This is a genomic window from Lutispora thermophila DSM 19022 (assembly GCF_900142105.1).
GTDB lineage: Bacteria > Bacillota > Clostridia > Lutisporales > Lutisporaceae > Lutispora > Lutispora thermophila.
This window is the reverse complement of sequence record NZ_FQZS01000017.1, coordinates 25,919-44,403: the sequence shown is the minus strand read 5'-3', so window position 1 is coordinate 44,403 and position 18,485 is coordinate 25,919. Positions and strand designations below refer to the sequence as shown.

The window sequence follows — 18,485 nt, the reverse complement described above, 5'->3', positions numbered from 1 at the left end:
CCTTCTGGGGATATTGAAACCCTAATACGGTTCAAATAGTATAACTCCTGACTCTGCATTCATTATAAACCTTCCTGAGGCATTAAACGAGCTATCTACCTGAACTTCTACAACCCAAACAGGTATCATGGAAGTTGGATTGTTTATTCCATATTCCAGATACGACAAATATATATCTTTTATCATTATATCATCGATTTCTATCTTTTTGTCATGGTTTAATCTCATAAAAAGAATATCAATGATTTCCAAAGGTTTCCTAACGCTCATAACTGATCCCGTAACTTTGATATTCTTGACAACCCTTTTATACCTTTTTACCTGTCCATTTACTATTTCCACTTCTATAGGATTATCCATAGTAACATCATCATTTACTATGGGAATACCCTCATACCTATAATTATACCTTATTACGCAACTATAGAGCTTGTTGTTTATAGTTGTCTGTTCAATGGAGGAAATGTATGAATCCTTTGGAAATCCCATATGACTATTTACGAAATTCGTTGCAATATTTACAGCATCCAGTGCAGTAAAATTGCCTCCATCATTCTTGGATGATATAGAATATTTCACATACTCTATAACTCCAGACTTGCTGATTCTTATGCCTTGATTTTCTCCATCTGTATAAATGACAGTTCCTGAAGGATCAACTATGCTTCTCAATGTAGTTGGATCTTCAAAAAAATATTTTGCAATATCTTCAATGGTGTATATATCCGTCTCAGAATAAGAGGACAGCTTTGGCATTGAATGCTTGTCTATATCCACTGGAATAAATACAGCATCACTGTACCTTTCCGAATCTATATCATTCAAAAATATGTAAGAATAAGGCTTCCCTCGGTTTATCATATCCACCATTACTCTGATACTGCTTCTTAGAGACTTGGATCTGAATTCATATATGCTTTCATCTCCCTTATCAACTATATAGACATTATTGCTGTCATAGCCTACTACTACAGCATCAACTTTCTTTATTTCCTGCCAATTTGGATTATTTATTCCCAGAATACCTGCCAAAAGCTTATAATCGTAAGCAAAGGGAAGTTGAAGCTCAACACTTCGCCCTGCTCTTAACTTTTCCATGTAATCCAATGTCCGTTTTTCTAACTCCATTCCTTCCTTTGCTTCAAAAACAACAGAAAGCATATTCTTCATGTCATCCAAAATTCTGTCATAAATCATTCCTGCCTCTGTTTCATTGAAAAGAAGAGTATGCTTACCATTATTATTGATGATAAGTTTTTCCGGCTTGATAAAGCTTGCCTTATCGTTATCGGAGCTAAGAAGTTCATTGTTCTTGTATTCTTTGTTTTTAGACATAATAAAAATACCCTCAATGGATATATTCAACCATATTTGGGTAGTCAATACTATGCTTATTGCAACGAGACAAAAAAGAACTATTGATTTAAGTCTTTCCAGCTTCAATTTTACCATTCCCTGAACATTTATTCAAAATCTAATTTAAGTCCATCGAACATCAAGTCATTGATTTTTTCAGTGATTTTTTCGCTATCTATATATTCTATTTCTATTTCATAAGGTTCTTCGTTGTCCGCTTTAACAATTATTTTATTTTTTCCTGGTTTAATAGTAACAGATATGCCAAAAATTCCAGACAAACCAACCTTGCATTTTTTTGTATGCTGTAGAACCCACTCTCCATCAGCATCTTCATTGCTATTGTTATCTTTTTCTTTAAACACAATAGATTGCTCATTACCAGAATTATACCAGTATGTGCTTACAGTAATCTGAGTACCTTCCAATGCTTTACCCTTTATGGACAACTCCTTGTTATTATATTTTATAGGCTGATCTACTTCTTCTATTCCATTAACAAAGTCAAAAACGGGTATAGGATCATCCACTTTTGCTCCATACACACATGTAACAGAAGAAAGTGCAAGAGTAAATACCATAGTTAGGATCAATATGATTTTTCCATATTTGTTTATGAGCATTGGAATTACCTCCAGAAATTAACCATAATCTTATTATACAACTGTATTATATAATACTATTGTTACAATCTTATTACAGCATAATTAAGGTTAATTTACACTTGAAACAATAGGAAGCATTATAGTCACCCAAGTTCCTTCTCCGTATATGCTATCCAGAAAAATTTTTCCTTTATGAGCCTCCACAATCTGCTTTGCAATTGATAAGCCCAAACCGGTACCTCCCAGCATCCTTGAACGGGCTTTATCCACTCGATAAAACCTTTCGAAAAGCCTATCCATATCCTTTTTGGGTATTCCTATACCATTATCCTGTACCTTTATACAGATATATTCTTCTTCTTTCCACATTGATACATTGATTTTGCCTTTTTCCTGAGTGTATTTTATTGAATTGCTTATTATGTTTATAATAACCTGCTCTATCCTGTCTTTGTCCCCTATAGTTTGAGGAATATCTTCGCTTATCTCCAAAGTGATGCTTTGCTTCTTCTGTTTTGCTGAAATATCCATCTTATACACGCAATCAGTGAGTATTTTCGTCAGGTCGATCTCCTTCATGTTCCATTGAGCTTTATCATAATCCAACCTTGAAAGCATCAGCAGGTCCTTAACCAATCTTGTCATCCTATCGGATTCACTATCAATGACATTGAGAAACTTCAGCGTCATGTTTCTGTCTTCCAAAGCTCCGTTTAACAAAGTTTCCGTATAGCTTTTGATGGTTGTAAGCGGTGTCCTCAATTCATGAGATACATTGGCCACAAATTCTTTTCTCATCCTGTCCAGATTTTCCTGCTCCGTTACATCCTGAAGAACTATTATAGCACCGGCAGTCTCAGCAGCTTCATTTTTAAAAGGAACTACGCTGTATCTTATTGTTGAGTCTTCTATTTTGATCAAATCATTTTTTTCTTTGGTCCCTGTGAACAAATCCTCATGTCTAAAGGATAGGCCTAACATCTCAGTAATATCATCAAAGTTTTTTTCAGCCACATGATCCTGAGACAAATTAAAAAGCTTAAAAGCAGCCGGATTGGCATGGAGTATCGTGCCATCGGTGCTTACAGCAATTACTCCATCAGTCATATAGGTCAGTATTGTCTCCATCTTTTCCTTTTCGTTATTCATCTCATTTAATGTGGACTTTAATCTGACTGTAAGATAGTTGAACATTTCTGCCAGCTTTCCTACTTCGTCATCGGATCTTACCATGATTGTATGATCAAATTCACCCTTTGCCAGCTTCTCGGCCTTGGATGTTACTTCCTTTATAGGTCCCGTTATGGTTCTTGAAAGTATGCTTCCCATGAGCACAGTAAAACACATTGCCCATATGGTGGCACTGGTGAGTATGCTTTTTATATTGCCTATGGTTTTATTTATGTTTGATAAGTTCACATTAAGATAAATAGCTCCACGGATTTCATTGTCATCTGATACTATGGGTATTGCAATGCTCTTGTAATTATTTTTTAGATCTACAAATCTGTTGAAATCCTCCGCCACTTTTCCTTCCAGTGCTTGAGAAATAATTATGCTGTCTTCCGCTGGATCTCTAAGGTCCCCACCTTCGTGAGCCACATATCTTTTATCCTTATTGAAAACATAAACAGCTTTAATCTGATTTATCTGCCCTGCAAACCAAGAATTCACCATGGCTTGAACTTCATAGGGCCTTGCCATCTTATCTTCCAGCATATATTCCAAATAATTGGCGTTGGATATTGCGTTATTTATCACATTATCCACTTGATCTTTCTCAACAGCTTGTATTATATATACACCTATTATAGACATAGCAAGCCATACCAATAAGACAAAAATTATTACCATCTTCCATTGGATGCTTTTTAACATCTATTTACATCCTCCTAAAATAATAGCCTACACCTCTCTTGGTTTGAACAAACTTGGCGTTGCTTGGATCATCTTCAATCTTTTCTCGCAGGCGCCTTACAGTAACATCTACTGTCCTGACATCGCCATAATATTCATATCCCCAGACTTCTTCCAGCAAGGTTTCCCTTGAAAATACCTGTTCGGCATTTTGAGCGAGATATTTTAACAGTTCAAATTCCCTTAAAGTAAGCTCAATTACTCTGTCATCTTTTCTTACCTCATATTTATTAAGATCTATTATCAAGTTGCTTGACTTAATTATCTGTCCTCCACCTTCTGTGCCGTTGTTTGAGAAGTTTACTCTTCTTATATTTGCTTTTACTCTGGCCAAAAGTTCCCTGAAACTGAAAGGCTTGGTCATATAGTCATCGGCGCCAAGTTCCAGTCCCAATACTTTATCTACTTCTTCCTCCTTAGCTGTAAGCATTATTATGGGAGTGTTTACATTTTCCCTGAGTTTTTTGCATACAGTAAATCCGTCCATAACGGGTAGCATTATATCGAGTATTATGAGATCAGGCTTATACTCATATGTATAATCAATAGCCTGCTGTCCATCCTCTGCAATAAATACCTTATAACCTTCTTTTTCAAGATTGTATTTTATTATATCTGCTATGGGTCTTTCATCATCAACAACTAATATTTTATTACTCATACAGTGCTTACCCCTCTCTATATTTATTAATCTTTTCATTAAAACTTTTATTACCATTTTAATTTTTATTTTAATATAAACCCGGGAACATTCACTCTCACATATTTCTATAATACTATTCAAAAGATGTCTATGAAAAGTCCCAAAAAAAATGTCGCATTAGGTCTAAACTCCTAGAAAAATAATACACTTTTCGCATGTTATTACATAAAATTATATCATATAATCATATTAGAAACTAAAAACAATAACATAAAAATTAATTTTGTGTCCCCCCGGATGCTGGAAAACAGGCAGGGGCCTGTTTTCTTTTTTGAGTCATTTTTTATCGAACATTATATCTCAAGGTCATAAAAGATCTATAAAAGTCTTTTCCTGATTTTAGTTCCTTCATGAATTCTTTGATTTCATTATCTCCTTCGTTGCTGTAAATATCTTTTATTATCAGAAATGCCTTGCGATAGGCTTTATCGCTGTCTAAAGCCATAAAGTCACCTCTCAAATCCTCAAGAGAGTATTCATCCTCATAGTCCATGAATTCTCCCCATTCAGTGCCATAAATGTTGTATTCTTGGTATAAAGCCATTCCTTCAGTAAACCATATTTCAATATTTCCTCCCGTAAGTTCATCCACTACCAAATGAGTATACTCATGTAAAATAGGCCCATTTAACTCATATTTCTCCATGGTCATGGCAAAAACATCCGGAGTGACGATATGAATGACTCCCATGTTATAAAGCCCCATGATGGCTTGTCCCTCCAATGCTTTGTTATGAGCCCAAAATTCATCCATACTTCCATAGACGAATACAGGTATGGTCTTGTTCGGATAATAATCAAATTCTTTGCCTATTAGATCGTAGCTTTTTTCCAACAAATTACCTATTTCTTCTACAAATCCCTCATCAGCACCTCTATTTTTTATTATAAAATGCGGCTTGTTTATAGTTCCTTCAGTAGATGAAAGCTCTATGCTTTTATAATACTCGAAAACCTTCAGGGCTTTATAGCTGGCTGATTTTGCCAGAATATACGCCCTGCCGTCTATTAAAAAAAATAGCGCCAGCAATACTGTCAGCACTATATATGCTTTAATTAAATTTTTTTTCATATCTGCATCACCACAGATATATTATACAATAAATTTTATGTCAACTTCACTGGTATTTTCTAGTGACATCCTCCGCAGGTGCCACAGCTGCCACCGCATCCACTTCCTCCTTTTGAAGATCTGCTGGTCTGGCATTTTCCTTCAAAAACCTGTCTGATGTTTTTGCTTTGACATTTTGGGCATACTACTTTATCTCTATTTGAAGAATTTACTATTTCAAAAAACTTCTCACCGCAATCATTGCATTTAAAATCCAATGCTGCCATGATACTCATCTCCTCCATTGATATTATATGATTCACCTATTCATGCTTATAAGCATATAATATTATATCATTTATTTCAACAACTTTGCCAGCTTTTCCGCCTTTTTCGGGTGGAAATTTATGTAACTAAGCTTTCAGCTTGGTCTCCTGTATCTTTTAGGAGGGGGATTTCTGTGAAAGATTTCTTTTCACTTTCAAAAAGAGTCGATCCAAAAATAAAATATATATCATCCATTAAAGGAGTTCAATCCATCCCTTTGATCCTTGAAGTAAAACATAGCATAGATAGTTCCATAAAAAGAAAACTTTTACGAATTGGCTTTAAAACAAAATACGAAATAAACTTCATAAATCATATATGTGGAAATTTGCCAATTAGAAATTTGGACAGTTTAAAAGCCCTTGTAGAAATCAGCAGGATCTATTATGACGACAAAGCTTCCTTGATGGGGAAGACCTTTGCATCTGCCGATGGTCATAACAGTAATTTCATGATGAAATCACAACTTTTAAATGGCAAAGGCATATCCATAGGTTTTATAGATACAGGCATACATCCCAGAGCAGATTTTATGAAGCCAAGAAGAAGAATACTATCCTTTAAGGATTTTGTAAATGGAAAAAAAGATGCCTATGATGACAGCGGCCACGGAACATCATCAGCGGCTACAGCATCTATCCCCGCCGGTGAAACGGGAATAGTATGTGCAAAAGCCTTTAATATGATCAATTATGGTTATTATTCAGATATACTGGCTTCCATGGATTGGATGGTGGAAATAAAGGATAAATACAACATAAAGATTGTTGTATTGAATTTCGGAGTCTCATTAAATAGTGGAAATCATGATATTTTGTCCATAGCCGCAGAGGCCTTATGGCAAAAGGGCTTACTTGTAATAAGCTGTGCTGGAAATCTTGGACCTGAAAAATCCACAATAACAAGCCCAGGTCATAACGGCAAATTACTTACTATAGGTTCCTTTGATACAGATGGTGCCAAATTCTCTATTTCTCCCTGGAGCAGCAAAGGTCCAGTGGCACCTAATCTGGATAAACCGGATATTGTAATGCCCGGCTTTATCCCTTCAGAAAGCTTTATGGGCACTGCAGCTTCTGCAAGCTTGGCTGCAGGATTTGCAGCTCTAGTCTATGAAAAGAAGAAAGATATTTCTCCCGATGATGTAAAAAGCCTTTTGAAGCTGTGCACCACTTCTTTGGGAGAGCTAAAACACGCTCAGGGAAAAGGATATATGAATATAAAAAAAATAGAGGAGCTGTAATTCCTCTATTTTTTATTCACGTTTTACAAATATTTTGATGGATTTACAGGATTTCCATTCTTTCTTATTTCGAAGTGCAGATGAGGGCCTGTGGTTCTCCCTGTTGTACCCACAGCACCTATGGTCTGCCCTTTATATACTTTGTCTCCTACCTTAACACTGATTTTGCTGAGATGGCCATAATATGTAACAAAGCCTCCGCCATGGTCAATCTTTATCAATTTTCCATAATTACCACTGGTACTTGCAAAAATAACTTCTCCTCCGTCAGCAGCTTTTACAGCTGTACCTACAGGTGCTGCAATATCTAACCCATTATGATTCCTTCCCCATCTGTATCCAAATCGGGAAGTTACGGTACCCCTTGTTGGAGTAATGAAAGTCCCTGTACCTTTCTTAGGTGGCGGCTCCTTCGTTCCTTTTACCAAAATCTGAGTTTTTGGTTCCTTTGTTACATTTTCTGATAAAATTATTCTCTCGCTTTCAATCCCGTTTATCTTGACTACTTCCGCTTTGACTTCCTTTTCACCGTATTCACCCTTGACCCTTACTTGAGTCTGGTCCTTGTACATGCTGCTGCTATACTCCAACTTCTGCTCATAAGGAATCTTGTCTGTATATGTAACTTCTTCAACAGTCTTGACATTAATTAATGATTTGGGAACTACCAAGTTAAGTTCCTGACCTATTTTTATTTTTTCCGGATTAGCTGTGGGATTTGCCCTCTGCAAATCTTCCAAGCTTATGCCATATTTTCTTGATATGCTCCAAAAACTCTCTCCTGCCTCAACCTTATGTATTCTGACTTCAGTTGTCCCATTTATAATATAGTTTTGCGCTTCTTCTACATTCATAACTGTAGATACATCCATAAATTCTTCTTTTACTTCTACTTTTTCAGAAAAACCCTTCTCCTTGATTTTACTTAGATCTACTCCTTTGGTATAATATTGTTCTACACCGGATAGTACTTTATCTACCTCTTCCTTAGTTTTCAAAGTTGCAATGGGCTTATCATCTGCGTATATAACAGCGCATTTTACTTGATAATCCAAATGCCCCTTCAGCTTTTCTTCCAAAGCTTTGCCTTCAAGGAGTTCTTTTTTTGAAGCATTTACTTTTTCGTAAGAAATCTGACTGCTAAAAGCAACTTCTACATCGTTTTCCTTCTCATAACTCTGCTTTAACGCTGTAATTACTTCCTCTGCTGTCTCTTTGTGCTTGACCTTAGCCACCTCTACTCCGTTAATCACTACAGAAAAAGCATTATTGGCAAAAACGAAATATGTAATACCAACAATTATTACAGACAAAGCAGCCATGTTTATCATAAATCTTTTTTTGTTCACTACCTTGATATTGAATCTCTTGTCACCTGCAACGGATTTTATATTAAACTTTGAAAAAGTTTTCTTCAAATCTAGTTTTGATATTGCTTTCTTGGACTTGTCAAACCACTTGGTGCCCTGCTGAATAAGGCTATCATAAAATTTTTTCATCTTGTTTGGATTATCACCGTCTCCCCCCATCAATGCATCTCCTTTCTTAAATATCGCTTTCTCTATTTTATACCAAACTAGCCTATTATTCAATAAATTGTTGGGGTCAAAATTTTCCTGCTTGTCTATATGATATTCATTTATATGACAAATTATTCTTCCAGCAAAGAATATTCCCTTACAATATGTTTATTGGTATTATCTTACACCAAAAGGCAATATTATTAGCAGGAAAATATATGCTATAATATTAGATAAATCGGATTTGATTCCTGTTTTAGGAGGAACCTATATGAACTACTTTAGATATAAAGCCTATAATGAAGACCTTGGCCATACTCCCGTTGAAAATATTTTTATAAATCACTATATGCCTGGTGCACCTGGGGATTATGTCAAGGTTTATCTGCTGGGACTTAAATGTTCCTACAGTTTACAAAACAATTATTTATCCGACGAAATAATCGCAAAAACCATCAATATTTCTACAGATGAAGTAAAAAGGGCCTGGCAGTATTGGCAGGATCAAGGAATCATAAATGTTATACATACAGAAGAAAGCAAGGATAAGATAATTGAATTCATTGATATAAGAGAAATAATGCTCAATATAAAGGGAAAGGAAACCAAACCGCCAAAAAACAGCGTAGAGCGCATCATAATGGCGAGACAGAATTCAAAGATAAGGGATATGTTTGACTATATTCGAAGAATTTGCGGAAGGGAATTGTCTCAAAATGAAATGTTCTCCTTCCTGGACTGGATTGACGATTATGGTTTTCCTCCTGAAATAGTTGTAATGATAATTGAAGATTGTTACTCAAGGAATAAAAAAGATCTTCCCTATCTGAAACAGGTGGCTAGAAACTGGTTTGATGCAGGAGTAGATTCTCAAGAAAAAGCCATTGAATATGCAAACAGGCACAAGGAAAAATGGCAAAAATACAGTAAAGTGCTGAATTTTCTCCGAATCGGGAGACAACCTACTGCCGTAGAGGAAGAAATGATGCAAAAATGGTTTTATGAATATTCCTATTCCGATGAGGTTGTACTCAAAGCCTGCGAATTGACAGCCAAAACTTTGAAACCTTCCTTTTCATATATAGACAAGGTGCTTACCGAATGGCATGATAAGAATATTAAAACAATAGAGGAAATTGAAACTTATCTCAATAAATCTTCTTCACAAAGCATTAAAGACAGTACTAAAGCGCCTAAACGAACCTTCAATAACTTCAAAGGCCGTACATACGACACAGACCTGTTAAAGCAAAGGCTCCTGCAAAAAAGCAGAGGTGAGTTAAGTGAATAGCATACAAACCATAATGAATGAATATGAAGAAATAAGGGAAAAAAACAGGAGGGAGCTGGAAAAACGTAAAAAGGAGCTTTATTCCAAGCTGCCAAGGCTCAAAGAAATTGACGATGAAATGGTTAGCTTAGGCATAAACATAACCAAGGCCGTGCTTATGAATGGTGAAGATAAAGAAAAGCTTCTGGAGGAACTTCATAAGAAGCAAACAGATTTGAAAATAGAAAAGGCAGAAATACTTACAGCAAATAACTATCCAAAGGATTATCTACAGATGAAATACAATTGCAATAAATGCAAAGATACGGGTTATATTGGATTGGAAAGATGCGGTTGCCTTATGCAAAAGCTTATTGCCTACCAATATAAGCAATTTAAGCTTGCTCACAGAATATCCAAGGAGAACTTTGATAACTTCAATATAAACTATTACTCCAGCAAATCTGTTGATGGTGGTATATCTCCAAGGGAAAACATGGAGCATATATTTATGGAGTGCATAAAATATACCAAGGATTTCGATAGACATAATAAGAATCTGTTGTTTATAGGCAGGCCAGGCCTGGGAAAAACTTTTCTCTGCAATTCCATAGCAAAGGATTTGCTGGATATGGGTAAAAGCGTCATATATCAATCGGCTCCGGATCTTGTAGATCTTGTAAGAAAATATAAGTTTGATTTTGATAACGAAGAAGCAGAAGACGAAGCTCTGAGGGATATATATGAATGCGATCTGCTTATAATTGACGATTTGGGCACAGAGCTGGGAACTCAATTCTCAGGCCTTGTTATTTATAACATATTGAATAAAAGGCTATTAGAGAACAAAAAAATGATAATCTCAACAAATCTGGATGTTGATGAGATAATAAAAACCTACTCGGAAAGAGTATCGTCAAGAATATTCGGCAATTTTCTGATGTATGAGTTTTTCGGAGAGGATATAAGGCTTAAACTGCAAAATATCATATGATTTAAAAGATTAAAGGGCTGAATGGGATATTGAATCTCATTCAGCCTTTTGTTGCTATAATTACAGCACTGCCAAATCTTCATCCTTAGGATCGCAGATAAACATATGACCAGGAGAGTGAGTTATCATAAGCTCCGGCTTGCTGGTCATGGCTATGGATTGGGGTGTAACGCCACATGCCCAGAATACAGGTACCTCTCCTTCTTTAATGGTAGATGGGTCACCAAAGTCCGGTTTGTTTACATCCTCGATTCCTATCTGGCTAGGATCTCCTATATGTATAGGTGCTCCATGGACTTGTGGAAATCTTGAAGTGGCCTGAACTGCTCTAGGTATCAGGTGATACGGTATAGGTCTCATGCTTACCACCATTTTGCCGCAGAACTTGCCGGCAGGAGTGCAATCAATATTTGTTATATACATAGGTACATTGTGATTTTCTTCTATATGCCTTACTGGTATAGAAGCATTCAACATAGCGGATTCAAAAGAAAAGCTGCAACCGATCAGAAAACCGACTAGGTCATCTCTCCAATACTTCTCTATGTTGTTTACCTCATCCACCAACTCTCCATATTTGTAAATTCTGTATTTAGGAACATCAAACCTCAAGTCTGCACCCTTAGCCATTATTTTAGGCTCTGGATCTCCTATATCTGTGACATCCAATATAGGACAGGGCTTAGGATTCCTCTGAGCAAACAATAAAAAATCAAAAGCTAAATCTTTAGGAACTATAGCCAGGTTTGCCTGTATATGTCCTCGGCACATGCCTGAAGTAGGCGAAGTTATTTTTTCTTTCCTGATGAGTTCTCTAACTTCTCTTGGGCTCATATTTGCATAATCCATAGTACAATCGCCGACTTGTCGGCTACCCCCTTTTCATTTATTTCGCTTGTATATGTTTATTCTCCAATAGTGGGAAATATCCTTTTATGAGAAGGCTTTATTTATATGATATACCATGCTTTTATTACAACCTAAAACTTTGCATAATTAGTACCTCGAAAATAATGTTTTTGTCGAACTTACATATTATATTTCCCGGGAAATAAATTTCCCCATTATTTTGTCGTATATTAATTTAATCTGATACTTCCATGCTTACAATAATCAGATAATTGTGATAAAATTACTTTGATGAACAACGGATATTTTAAAGCTATAGCAAAATTGGAAGGTGAGTAATATGAAAAAAGGGAAATTTAATCTGCTAGGCCATGACTATGATTATATGGAAGACGAGTATGACAGGCTGAAAAATCTTAGCAAAAATAAAAATCAATATAAAGCATTTACAAACAAAGCAAATTTCAAAAAAATAGAATTTGATTATGAAGAAGATCCCTATGAACCTGAGAAAGGTAGATAGGGATTCATAGATTTTAATTCTTTATAGTTGCATAAATTTTTTAAGGTTTTCCGGTATTATATATTCATTATCTTCATTGATTTCGTATTCATGACCAAATATGCTTCTTAATAATCCTTCCGCTATGAGAGTTGCAGGCGGTACAATATACTCCTTACCCTTGTATGGCCATACCCAGCAGTGCAGCCCCTCTTTCTTAGAACTGCATGGCATTTCTCTCAATTCCATTTTTATATTTCTGCCATCCACTCGTATTGCAGAGGAAGCAGAAAATTTATACTTTATGGCCAATTCTTCTGTGTCTACATTTATTTTGTTTATCACTACTTCAATGTCGGCTAACTCCAATACATTGGATATGCTGTTAATAGCCTCTTCAAGATTTTTTTCTGTTTCCTGACACAGTTCACAAGCTCCATGATTCACATATAAAAAATCTACAACTACTTGTCTTGTTTCTATTTCTATATTTTCTGCTCTGCAGAAACCCGAACAGCAATAACCACATCCACAGGAATTACATCCATGTTTTGAATTGTTCATTCATATCCTCCTGTATAGCATCATATTGAGATTTCTCTATGTATTGTATTCTAAAATGCAGATAAAGGTCAATATCAAAAGCGAAAACAAAATCTTTTCGGAAAATCATTACATTAACTTAAGAAATCCTTTATGTCAAGCTAACATGAAATAAAATTATGTTTCCCCTATAAGTTATAAAAATTTCCATATATCAAATACTATGTCCATAAATTACTGATAGAGGAGGTCTAAAAATTGAATGAAGGTTTGGTTGTAGTTGTGAGATCCGTCATCGGCTTCTTTTCCCTTCTCATCTTCACAAGGATAATAGGAAAGGAGCAAATAAGTCAACTGACTTTTTTTGATTATGTTCTGGGCATAACTATAGGCTCTATAGCCTCTGAACTTACGGTGGATTTATCCAGCAGAGCATGGCCACACTGGATTGGGCTGTTGTCATGGGCTTCATTGGGATATTTTATGGAAGTTATAACTTTGAAATGGAGATATGCGGCAAAATACCTTGAAGGGGAACCAACCATCGTAATTATGAAGGGCAAGATAATGGAAAAGAGTTTGAAAAAAATGAAATATAGAGTTTCAGACATCATGGCATTATTGAGAAACAAAGGAGTCTTTGATCTTAACCAAGTGGATTTCGCAATAATAGAACCAAATGGTCAAATATCAGTACTTAAAAAGCCTGAGCATATGCCTTTGACTCCCAAAGACATGAATATGAAAGTTGTGCCTGACGGCATCAGCACGGAACTGATATATGACGGAATCATCATAGAAGAGAATCTTGCTCAATTAAACAAGGATAAAGCTTGGCTTATCAGGGAACTTAAGAAGCAAGGCATCAATGATGCCTCGGAAGTATTCCTAGCAACTCTTAACCCGGCAGGAAGTCTATATGTAGATAAATATGATGATCACATAAAAAAGATATTAGATATCGGTGACTATAAAGGCCCTTACTAATAAGATTATTCTCTCTTCCAAGAACAACACTCAATTTAGCCCTTTAGTTTTAAACTTTAACTATACTATGCGAGGTGATGATTCAGTGAGAAAATTCCTGGTTATATCAATCCCCATATGTACTATTGTAATTTTTATATTGATAATGCAAAGCGGAATCTTTTTGAAGTATTCTTCTGTAGGTGATGACAATATACCAAAAATGATTGAAAAAATAATGGAGAACATATCAGAAGAACATTGGGAGGAAGCAAATAAAAATACAGCTGATTTAAAAGAGGCATGGAGCAAAATAGTATTCAGAATTCAATTCAGCACTGAAAGAAATGAAATAAATGATTTTTCCGTTAGTATAGCAAGGCTTGAGGGGGCAATTCTGGCTCGGGATAAATCCAGCGCTTTTATGGAACTTAAAGAAGCCCTCCAACATTGGATGTATCTGGGGAAATGATGTATGCAAAGCAAAAAGCATCAAGCTATTTGACTTAACTTGATACTTTCTTGCTTTTGGCTAAACTAAATATATTTGCTTCCTTCTCTTATGCTCAAAGGTTGCAAAGCATTATTTCCCATAAACTCTTTAACCCATGCTTTGTCGATTTTTGAGTATTCTCTCAAAATCCAACCGATTGCTTTGGTGATAAAAAATCTTTCTCTTCACTGTTCTTTTTTATGATTTTGCTTAAGAGGTCTGTATCTGTATTTTCCTTATACCTCAGCTGAAAAAGTATTGCAGTTCGTGCCAACCATGTATTGCTGCTCTCTGCCCAATCCATGATATTTTTTTCAATTAACTCTGGATACTTCCTGCACATTTCTCCTACTATAATGCTTGCTATAGCATCCACAGTATCCCACCACGACTTTGTAGTAATCAGTTTCTCTATTTTTTCAATATCTTCGTCTTTTACATAATCCTTCAAGGCTATCAAATAGTCTACGGCTAAATATTGAAACTCCCTCTCCGGCAAATTCCACAGCATATCTACAACATCCCAATCCACTGCTTTTCCTTTTTTGGCTTCCTTGATAAACTCCTTAGTAATCTGCTGCCTCTTCGGCTTTTGTATGCCAAGAAACGAGAAATTATCTTTCATATAGGCAGCCATCTGGAGAGCCTTTTCCGAATCAGCATTTTCATAGAGCGCTGAGATTATATTGTTTATCATTAATATACACCTTCTATAATTCTATCATGGATCTTTGGGCAGTGTTCCAACCGAAAATTCCACCGGTATGAATGAATAATATGTTATCATGTCTATCAAAGGTACCTTTCTTTATCTCCTGTACCAATCCATACATGGCTTTTCCTGTATATACAGGATCTAATATGATTCCTTCCAATTGAGCTATATGCTTTATAAACTCTATCTCTTCAGGTCGGCTTATTGCATATCCCAATCCGGGATATCCATCGACTATATCTATAGCGTCCCTATTTATAGAAATCTCCTGTCCTGTATATTTGATAAGTTCATGAAGCAGTGACTCCACTACATCCAAGAAATATTCTCTATCTCCTGTTATGTTTATTCCATACACTGTTGCATCATTGCCTGTAACTTTATTTCCGTAATACAATCCGGAATATGTACCTCCAGAACCTACTGAACATGCTATAGCATCAAACTTTATTCCCATTTGTTTTTGCTGTTCCAATATTTCCAGCATGGCATTGTAATAGCCTAAAGATCCTACACCATTTGATGCTCCTTCCGGTATTATATATGCCCTGTGTCCTTCTTTAGATAGCTCATTTTTAATATTTTCCATTATTTGGGCTCTATTATTGCTGTATTCTTCCGGTGTTATGAACTTAATACGTGCTCCCAGTAGCTTATCAAAAAAATAATTGCCTTCCAGCTCATTATCTTCTTTGCCTCTCAAAACAAGAAATGATCCCATACCCAATTTAGCAGCTACTGCAGCGGTAGCTCTTGCATGATTGGATTGTATGCCTCCACAGGTTATAAGATAATCACAATCATTATCCAATGCTTCCTTTACCGAAAATTCCAGCTTCCTTACTTTATTGCCTGATACCTCAGTGCCGGTTTGGTCGTCTCTCTTAATGTAAATGTTCTTGCCCAACTCTTTGCTTAGTTTATCTAGCTTTTCTATTTTTGTAGGCAAATTTGCTAATTTGATCTTATTTTCAAGTATCATGGCCTAATCCCCCTTTTCATTTTGATAATTTATATTTCTCTTAATTACCAAAATATCCTCTAAATTATGCAAAATTTAAAGGCAACCTTCGGCTGCCCTTAAACTGCTTTTCTTTTAAAATAGCAATATTCCGCTGATAATATATTCTCAATCTTAAAATACCTAATCTGTTTTCGCAGATAACAGTATGCCTTAACTTTGTCACCCTTGAATTCAAGAACCTTTATATTTCGTCCACTAATGCCCGATTCTCCGTTATATATTATTGTTATGACTCTGCCTCTTTCCAGTGATGCCTTCAATATATGTTCTATCATGCTATCACCTTCACTTTTCTTTTATTATACCAAACATATGTTCGCTTGAAAAGAGGCAAAAATCATTTATTAAACAATTCTTATACTGAATTGGGGACAAGCAGATATGCAATAACCGCATTGTATGCATTTTGAAGTATCAATAAGCGCTTTCTGCTTTTCATTGATAGATATCGCCTCACTATGGCATATATCTGTACATGTACCGCAACCTACGCATGATATTTCTGATACTTTCACAACCTTTTTACTTCTAATGTTTACTATACCCTCTAAATCCCTTTCTCCGTCAAAATACCTGATATTATAGTCTACTTCCTCATTGCTGACCATTCCTATGGCTATTGCGTTATCTCCACTAAGGTTCATAGCATAGTCCATACAGCTTTGATAATCTTCTATCACGGTTCCGCCGCCTAAAACTTTCATAAGATATACACCTTTGTTGTTTTCATGGCAAAGCTCTATTGCCCTCTCCATATCCTCCAATGTGCCTTTGACTATTCCTCTTCCCGCTTTGTTTATTAAAGGAAAGATTACATCTACATCCTCTCTTCTTGCAGCCAGCTCTACAACATCGACACTGTGTGTAGATATACCAACAGCTTTAATGATTCCCTCCTTTTTATAGTCCAAAAGACACTGAAAAGCACCTTTCCGCTTTTCAAATATATCAGTATCAGCTTTGGCAGCATGAAGATGGAATATGTCAATATAATCCAGACTCAATCCTTCTAAAGCTTCATGTATCGCTCTCTCCATGTCTTCATAGCTTTCAGCCATTGATTTTGTGGCAATTACCGGTCTAAAATCTACTTTGTCAAGGGCAGCCTTTATATGAGGATAAGTACGGTAAATCTGAGCCGTATCGATAAAGTTAATGCCTCTTCTTAAAGCATTTGCTATTATTTCCCCTCCCTCTTCAACGGAAATATTCTTCTGCAATGGTCCTAGTGGCAGCGCTCCAAAGCACAATTTAGTCACTTCTATTCCTGTATTTCCTAATATTATCCTATCCACAATGCTAACCTCCAGATCATATTTTTATTTTATAAATCATCAGTAATCAAATTAGTTGTTTTACATTGTCTCATGAATTGCAAGAAAGACTTCCTTAGTGATCCAAAATTACATGAAAATCTATCTTGATTATAGCACATGAATAGGATCTGGGTATGCTATATTGGACTGTCAGCTGAGCCTATTATCACATTTCATATCGTTTTCATATGGTATTCCATAATGAATCATAAATTCATCGTTCATATATCTGCTTCTGGATATTAAGAATCCCTCGTATCCTTTATTCAATATCTCTTTTTGCTTATGGAGCTTTTCATTTTCCACCTCTATGCTGCATCTATATTCTTTAGTGGCTGTATACCTTAAATCCCTATGTAGCAAAAAACGCCATTTACCGTTATAAGGTCCTTCTCTTTGCCCCAGAGCCTTAATAACCAGTCCTCCATCTATCACATTTTTCAGACTTGGATAATTGAAGGGAGAGACTGTGCAAAGTACATGATAATAACCCATTCTGTAAACTATATTGAATGTATGCTTCATCATCTTTGCCTGAAGCTTGTTTCCCCTATACTCAGGATGTACTACAGTTGCTTCCAAATGTACAACATGCTCTAGCTCACCTTCAGAAAGTCCAAGTTCTCTTCCCATATTAGACTGACTCATACCAGGAAATGAAACGGTTCTGAACGCTATTAATCTATTGTGCGCAAATACTCCTATGGCTCTTCCTTTGTCCTTATGTAAAACTTCATTTAGAATAAATTCTCTGGAATCCATAGCAAAAGTTTCAGGATTTTTTAAACAACTTGCTACTTCATTTTGAAGATCAACTATTTCATCAATATTAGATTCATCAAGAAAATGCATCTCATATTCTTCATCAAGAACTATCGTTCTTTTCAGTGTCCCTCTGTCAATTGTTTCCTTCATGTTATCCCTCCTATTTTTCCATGAGCAATAATATTGTTCCATTTATTTGATGCTATAATTCACCAAAGCTTTTTGCAAGTATTTTCTCAGTCATTATTTCCATAATATTTATAGGAAAGGCATTTAACGGAAAGTATAAATTCTAAGTATTATAAAAAAATAGTGGCCCTTTCGAC

19 protein-coding genes and 1 pseudogene are annotated in these 18,485 nt (G+C 35.7%); 6 read left to right on the top strand and 14 right to left on the bottom strand.

What is annotated here, in order from left to right; translation table 11 throughout:
• Nucleotides 1-21 precede the first annotated feature (21 nt).
• The 6 genes from yycH to BUB48_RS12415 all read right to left on the bottom strand — a co-directional run bounded on the left by yycH (nt 22) and on the right by BUB48_RS12415 (nt 5,919).
• Nucleotides 22-1,443, bottom strand: a complete 1,422-nt coding sequence (yycH, locus tag BUB48_RS12440) for a two-component system activity regulator YycH (RefSeq protein WP_073026559.1) — start codon at nt 1,441-1,443, stop codon at nt 22-24.
• A 20-nt stretch (nt 1,444-1,463) separates the two neighbouring features.
• Nucleotides 1,464-1,979, bottom strand: coding sequence for a hypothetical protein (locus tag BUB48_RS12435; protein ID WP_073026558.1), 516 nt, complete (start codon nt 1,977-1,979; stop codon nt 1,464-1,466).
• Nucleotides 1,980-2,069: 90 nt separating this feature from the next.
• Nucleotides 2,070-3,839 (bottom strand): ATP-binding protein, encoded by a 1,770-nt coding sequence (locus tag BUB48_RS12430; RefSeq protein WP_073026557.1) that lies wholly within the window; start codon nt 3,837-3,839, stop codon nt 2,070-2,072.
• Between the two features lie 4 nt (nt 3,840-3,843).
• Nucleotides 3,844-4,539, bottom strand: coding sequence for a response regulator YycF (gene yycF, locus BUB48_RS12425; protein ID WP_073026556.1), 696 nt, complete (start codon nt 4,537-4,539; stop codon nt 3,844-3,846).
• Nucleotides 4,540-4,864: 325 nt separating this feature from the next.
• Complete coding sequence (locus BUB48_RS12420) at nt 4,865-5,653, bottom strand: gluzincin family metallopeptidase (protein WP_073026555.1); 789 nt, start codon at nt 5,651-5,653, stop codon at nt 4,865-4,867.
• 59 nt (nt 5,654-5,712) lie between these two features.
• Complete coding sequence (locus BUB48_RS12415) at nt 5,713-5,919, bottom strand: FmdB family zinc ribbon protein (protein WP_073026554.1); 207 nt, start codon at nt 5,917-5,919, stop codon at nt 5,713-5,715.
• Between the two features lie 173 nt (nt 5,920-6,092).
• On the opposite strand from BUB48_RS12415, the gene BUB48_RS12410 reads away from it, so the two are divergent.
• Nucleotides 6,093-7,202 carry a S8 family serine peptidase gene (locus BUB48_RS12410; RefSeq protein WP_073026553.1) on the top strand — a complete coding sequence of 370 codons (1,110 nt, stop codon included), beginning with the start codon at nt 6,093-6,095 and terminating at the stop codon, nt 7,200-7,202.
• A 23-nt stretch (nt 7,203-7,225) separates the two neighbouring features.
• Here the strand turns inward: BUB48_RS12410 and BUB48_RS12405 are convergent, their stop codons facing one another.
• Nucleotides 7,226-8,731, bottom strand: a complete 1,506-nt coding sequence (locus BUB48_RS12405) for a peptidoglycan DD-metalloendopeptidase family protein (protein WP_073026552.1) — start codon at nt 8,729-8,731, stop codon at nt 7,226-7,228.
• Nucleotides 8,732-8,993: 262 nt separating this feature from the next.
• Here BUB48_RS12405 and BUB48_RS12400 point away from each other — a divergent pair, with 262 nt between their 5' ends.
• Nucleotides 8,994-10,013, top strand: a complete 1,020-nt coding sequence (locus BUB48_RS12400; protein WP_073026551.1) for a DnaD domain protein — start codon at nt 8,994-8,996, stop codon at nt 10,011-10,013.
• Nucleotides 10,006-10,986 carry an ATP-binding protein gene (locus BUB48_RS12395; RefSeq protein WP_207648344.1) on the top strand — a complete coding sequence of 327 codons (981 nt, stop codon included), beginning with the start codon at nt 10,006-10,008 and terminating at the stop codon, nt 10,984-10,986. Before BUB48_RS12400 ends, BUB48_RS12395 begins: the two co-directional genes overlap by 8 nt.
• Before the next feature lie 60 nt (nt 10,987-11,046).
• On the opposite strand, the gene BUB48_RS12390 is transcribed toward BUB48_RS12395, so the two are convergent.
• Nucleotides 11,047-11,835, bottom strand: a complete 789-nt coding sequence (locus tag BUB48_RS12390; RefSeq protein WP_073026550.1) for a putative hydro-lyase — start codon at nt 11,833-11,835, stop codon at nt 11,047-11,049.
• A gap of 340 nt (nt 11,836-12,175) precedes the next feature.
• On the opposite strand from BUB48_RS12390, the gene BUB48_RS12385 reads away from it, so the two are divergent.
• Entirely contained in the window at nt 12,176-12,358 is a 183-nt protein-coding gene (locus BUB48_RS12385) for a hypothetical protein (RefSeq protein ID WP_073026549.1), read from the top strand.
• A gap of 21 nt (nt 12,359-12,379) precedes the next feature.
• Here the strand turns inward: BUB48_RS12385 and BUB48_RS12380 are convergent, their stop codons facing one another.
• On the bottom strand, nt 12,380-12,901 hold the full coding sequence (locus BUB48_RS12380) for a DUF2703 domain-containing protein (RefSeq protein ID WP_084524588.1): 522 nt from the start codon (nt 12,899-12,901) through the stop codon (nt 12,380-12,382).
• 237 nt (nt 12,902-13,138) lie between these two features.
• Here BUB48_RS12380 and BUB48_RS12375 point away from each other — a divergent pair, with 237 nt between their 5' ends.
• The gene (locus BUB48_RS12375; protein WP_073026548.1) at nt 13,139-13,867 is read left to right on the top strand and encodes a YetF domain-containing protein; all 729 of its coding nucleotides are present in this window, start codon (nt 13,139-13,141) and stop codon (nt 13,865-13,867) included.
• Between the two features lie 85 nt (nt 13,868-13,952).
• Nucleotides 13,953-14,318, top strand: coding sequence for a DUF4363 family protein (locus tag BUB48_RS12370; protein ID WP_073026547.1), 366 nt, complete (start codon nt 13,953-13,955; stop codon nt 14,316-14,318).
• 65 nt (nt 14,319-14,383) lie between these two features.
• On the opposite strand, the pseudogene BUB48_RS12365 reads toward BUB48_RS12370, so the two are convergent.
• From BUB48_RS12365 to BUB48_RS12345, 5 genes and pseudogenes are all read right to left on the bottom strand, one after another.
• Nucleotides 14,384-14,964: pseudogene (locus BUB48_RS12365) on the bottom strand (DNA alkylation repair protein).
• 85 nt (nt 14,965-15,049) lie between these two features.
• On the bottom strand, nt 15,050-16,036 hold the full coding sequence (locus BUB48_RS12360) for a D-cysteine desulfhydrase family protein (protein WP_073026546.1): 987 nt from the start codon (nt 16,034-16,036) through the stop codon (nt 15,050-15,052).
• 98 nt (nt 16,037-16,134) lie between these two features.
• Nucleotides 16,135-16,353: a hypothetical protein gene (locus BUB48_RS12355; RefSeq protein ID WP_073026545.1), complete on the bottom strand. Its 219-nt coding sequence runs from the start codon at nt 16,351-16,353 to the stop codon at nt 16,135-16,137.
• A gap of 69 nt (nt 16,354-16,422) precedes the next feature.
• Nucleotides 16,423-17,373: an aldo/keto reductase gene (locus BUB48_RS12350; protein WP_073026544.1), complete on the bottom strand. Its 951-nt coding sequence runs from the start codon at nt 17,371-17,373 to the stop codon at nt 16,423-16,425.
• A 171-nt stretch (nt 17,374-17,544) separates the two neighbouring features.
• Nucleotides 17,545-18,309: a GNAT family N-acetyltransferase gene (locus BUB48_RS12345; RefSeq protein ID WP_073026543.1), complete on the bottom strand. Its 765-nt coding sequence runs from the start codon at nt 18,307-18,309 to the stop codon at nt 17,545-17,547.
• Nucleotides 18,310-18,485: the final 176 nt, after the last annotated feature.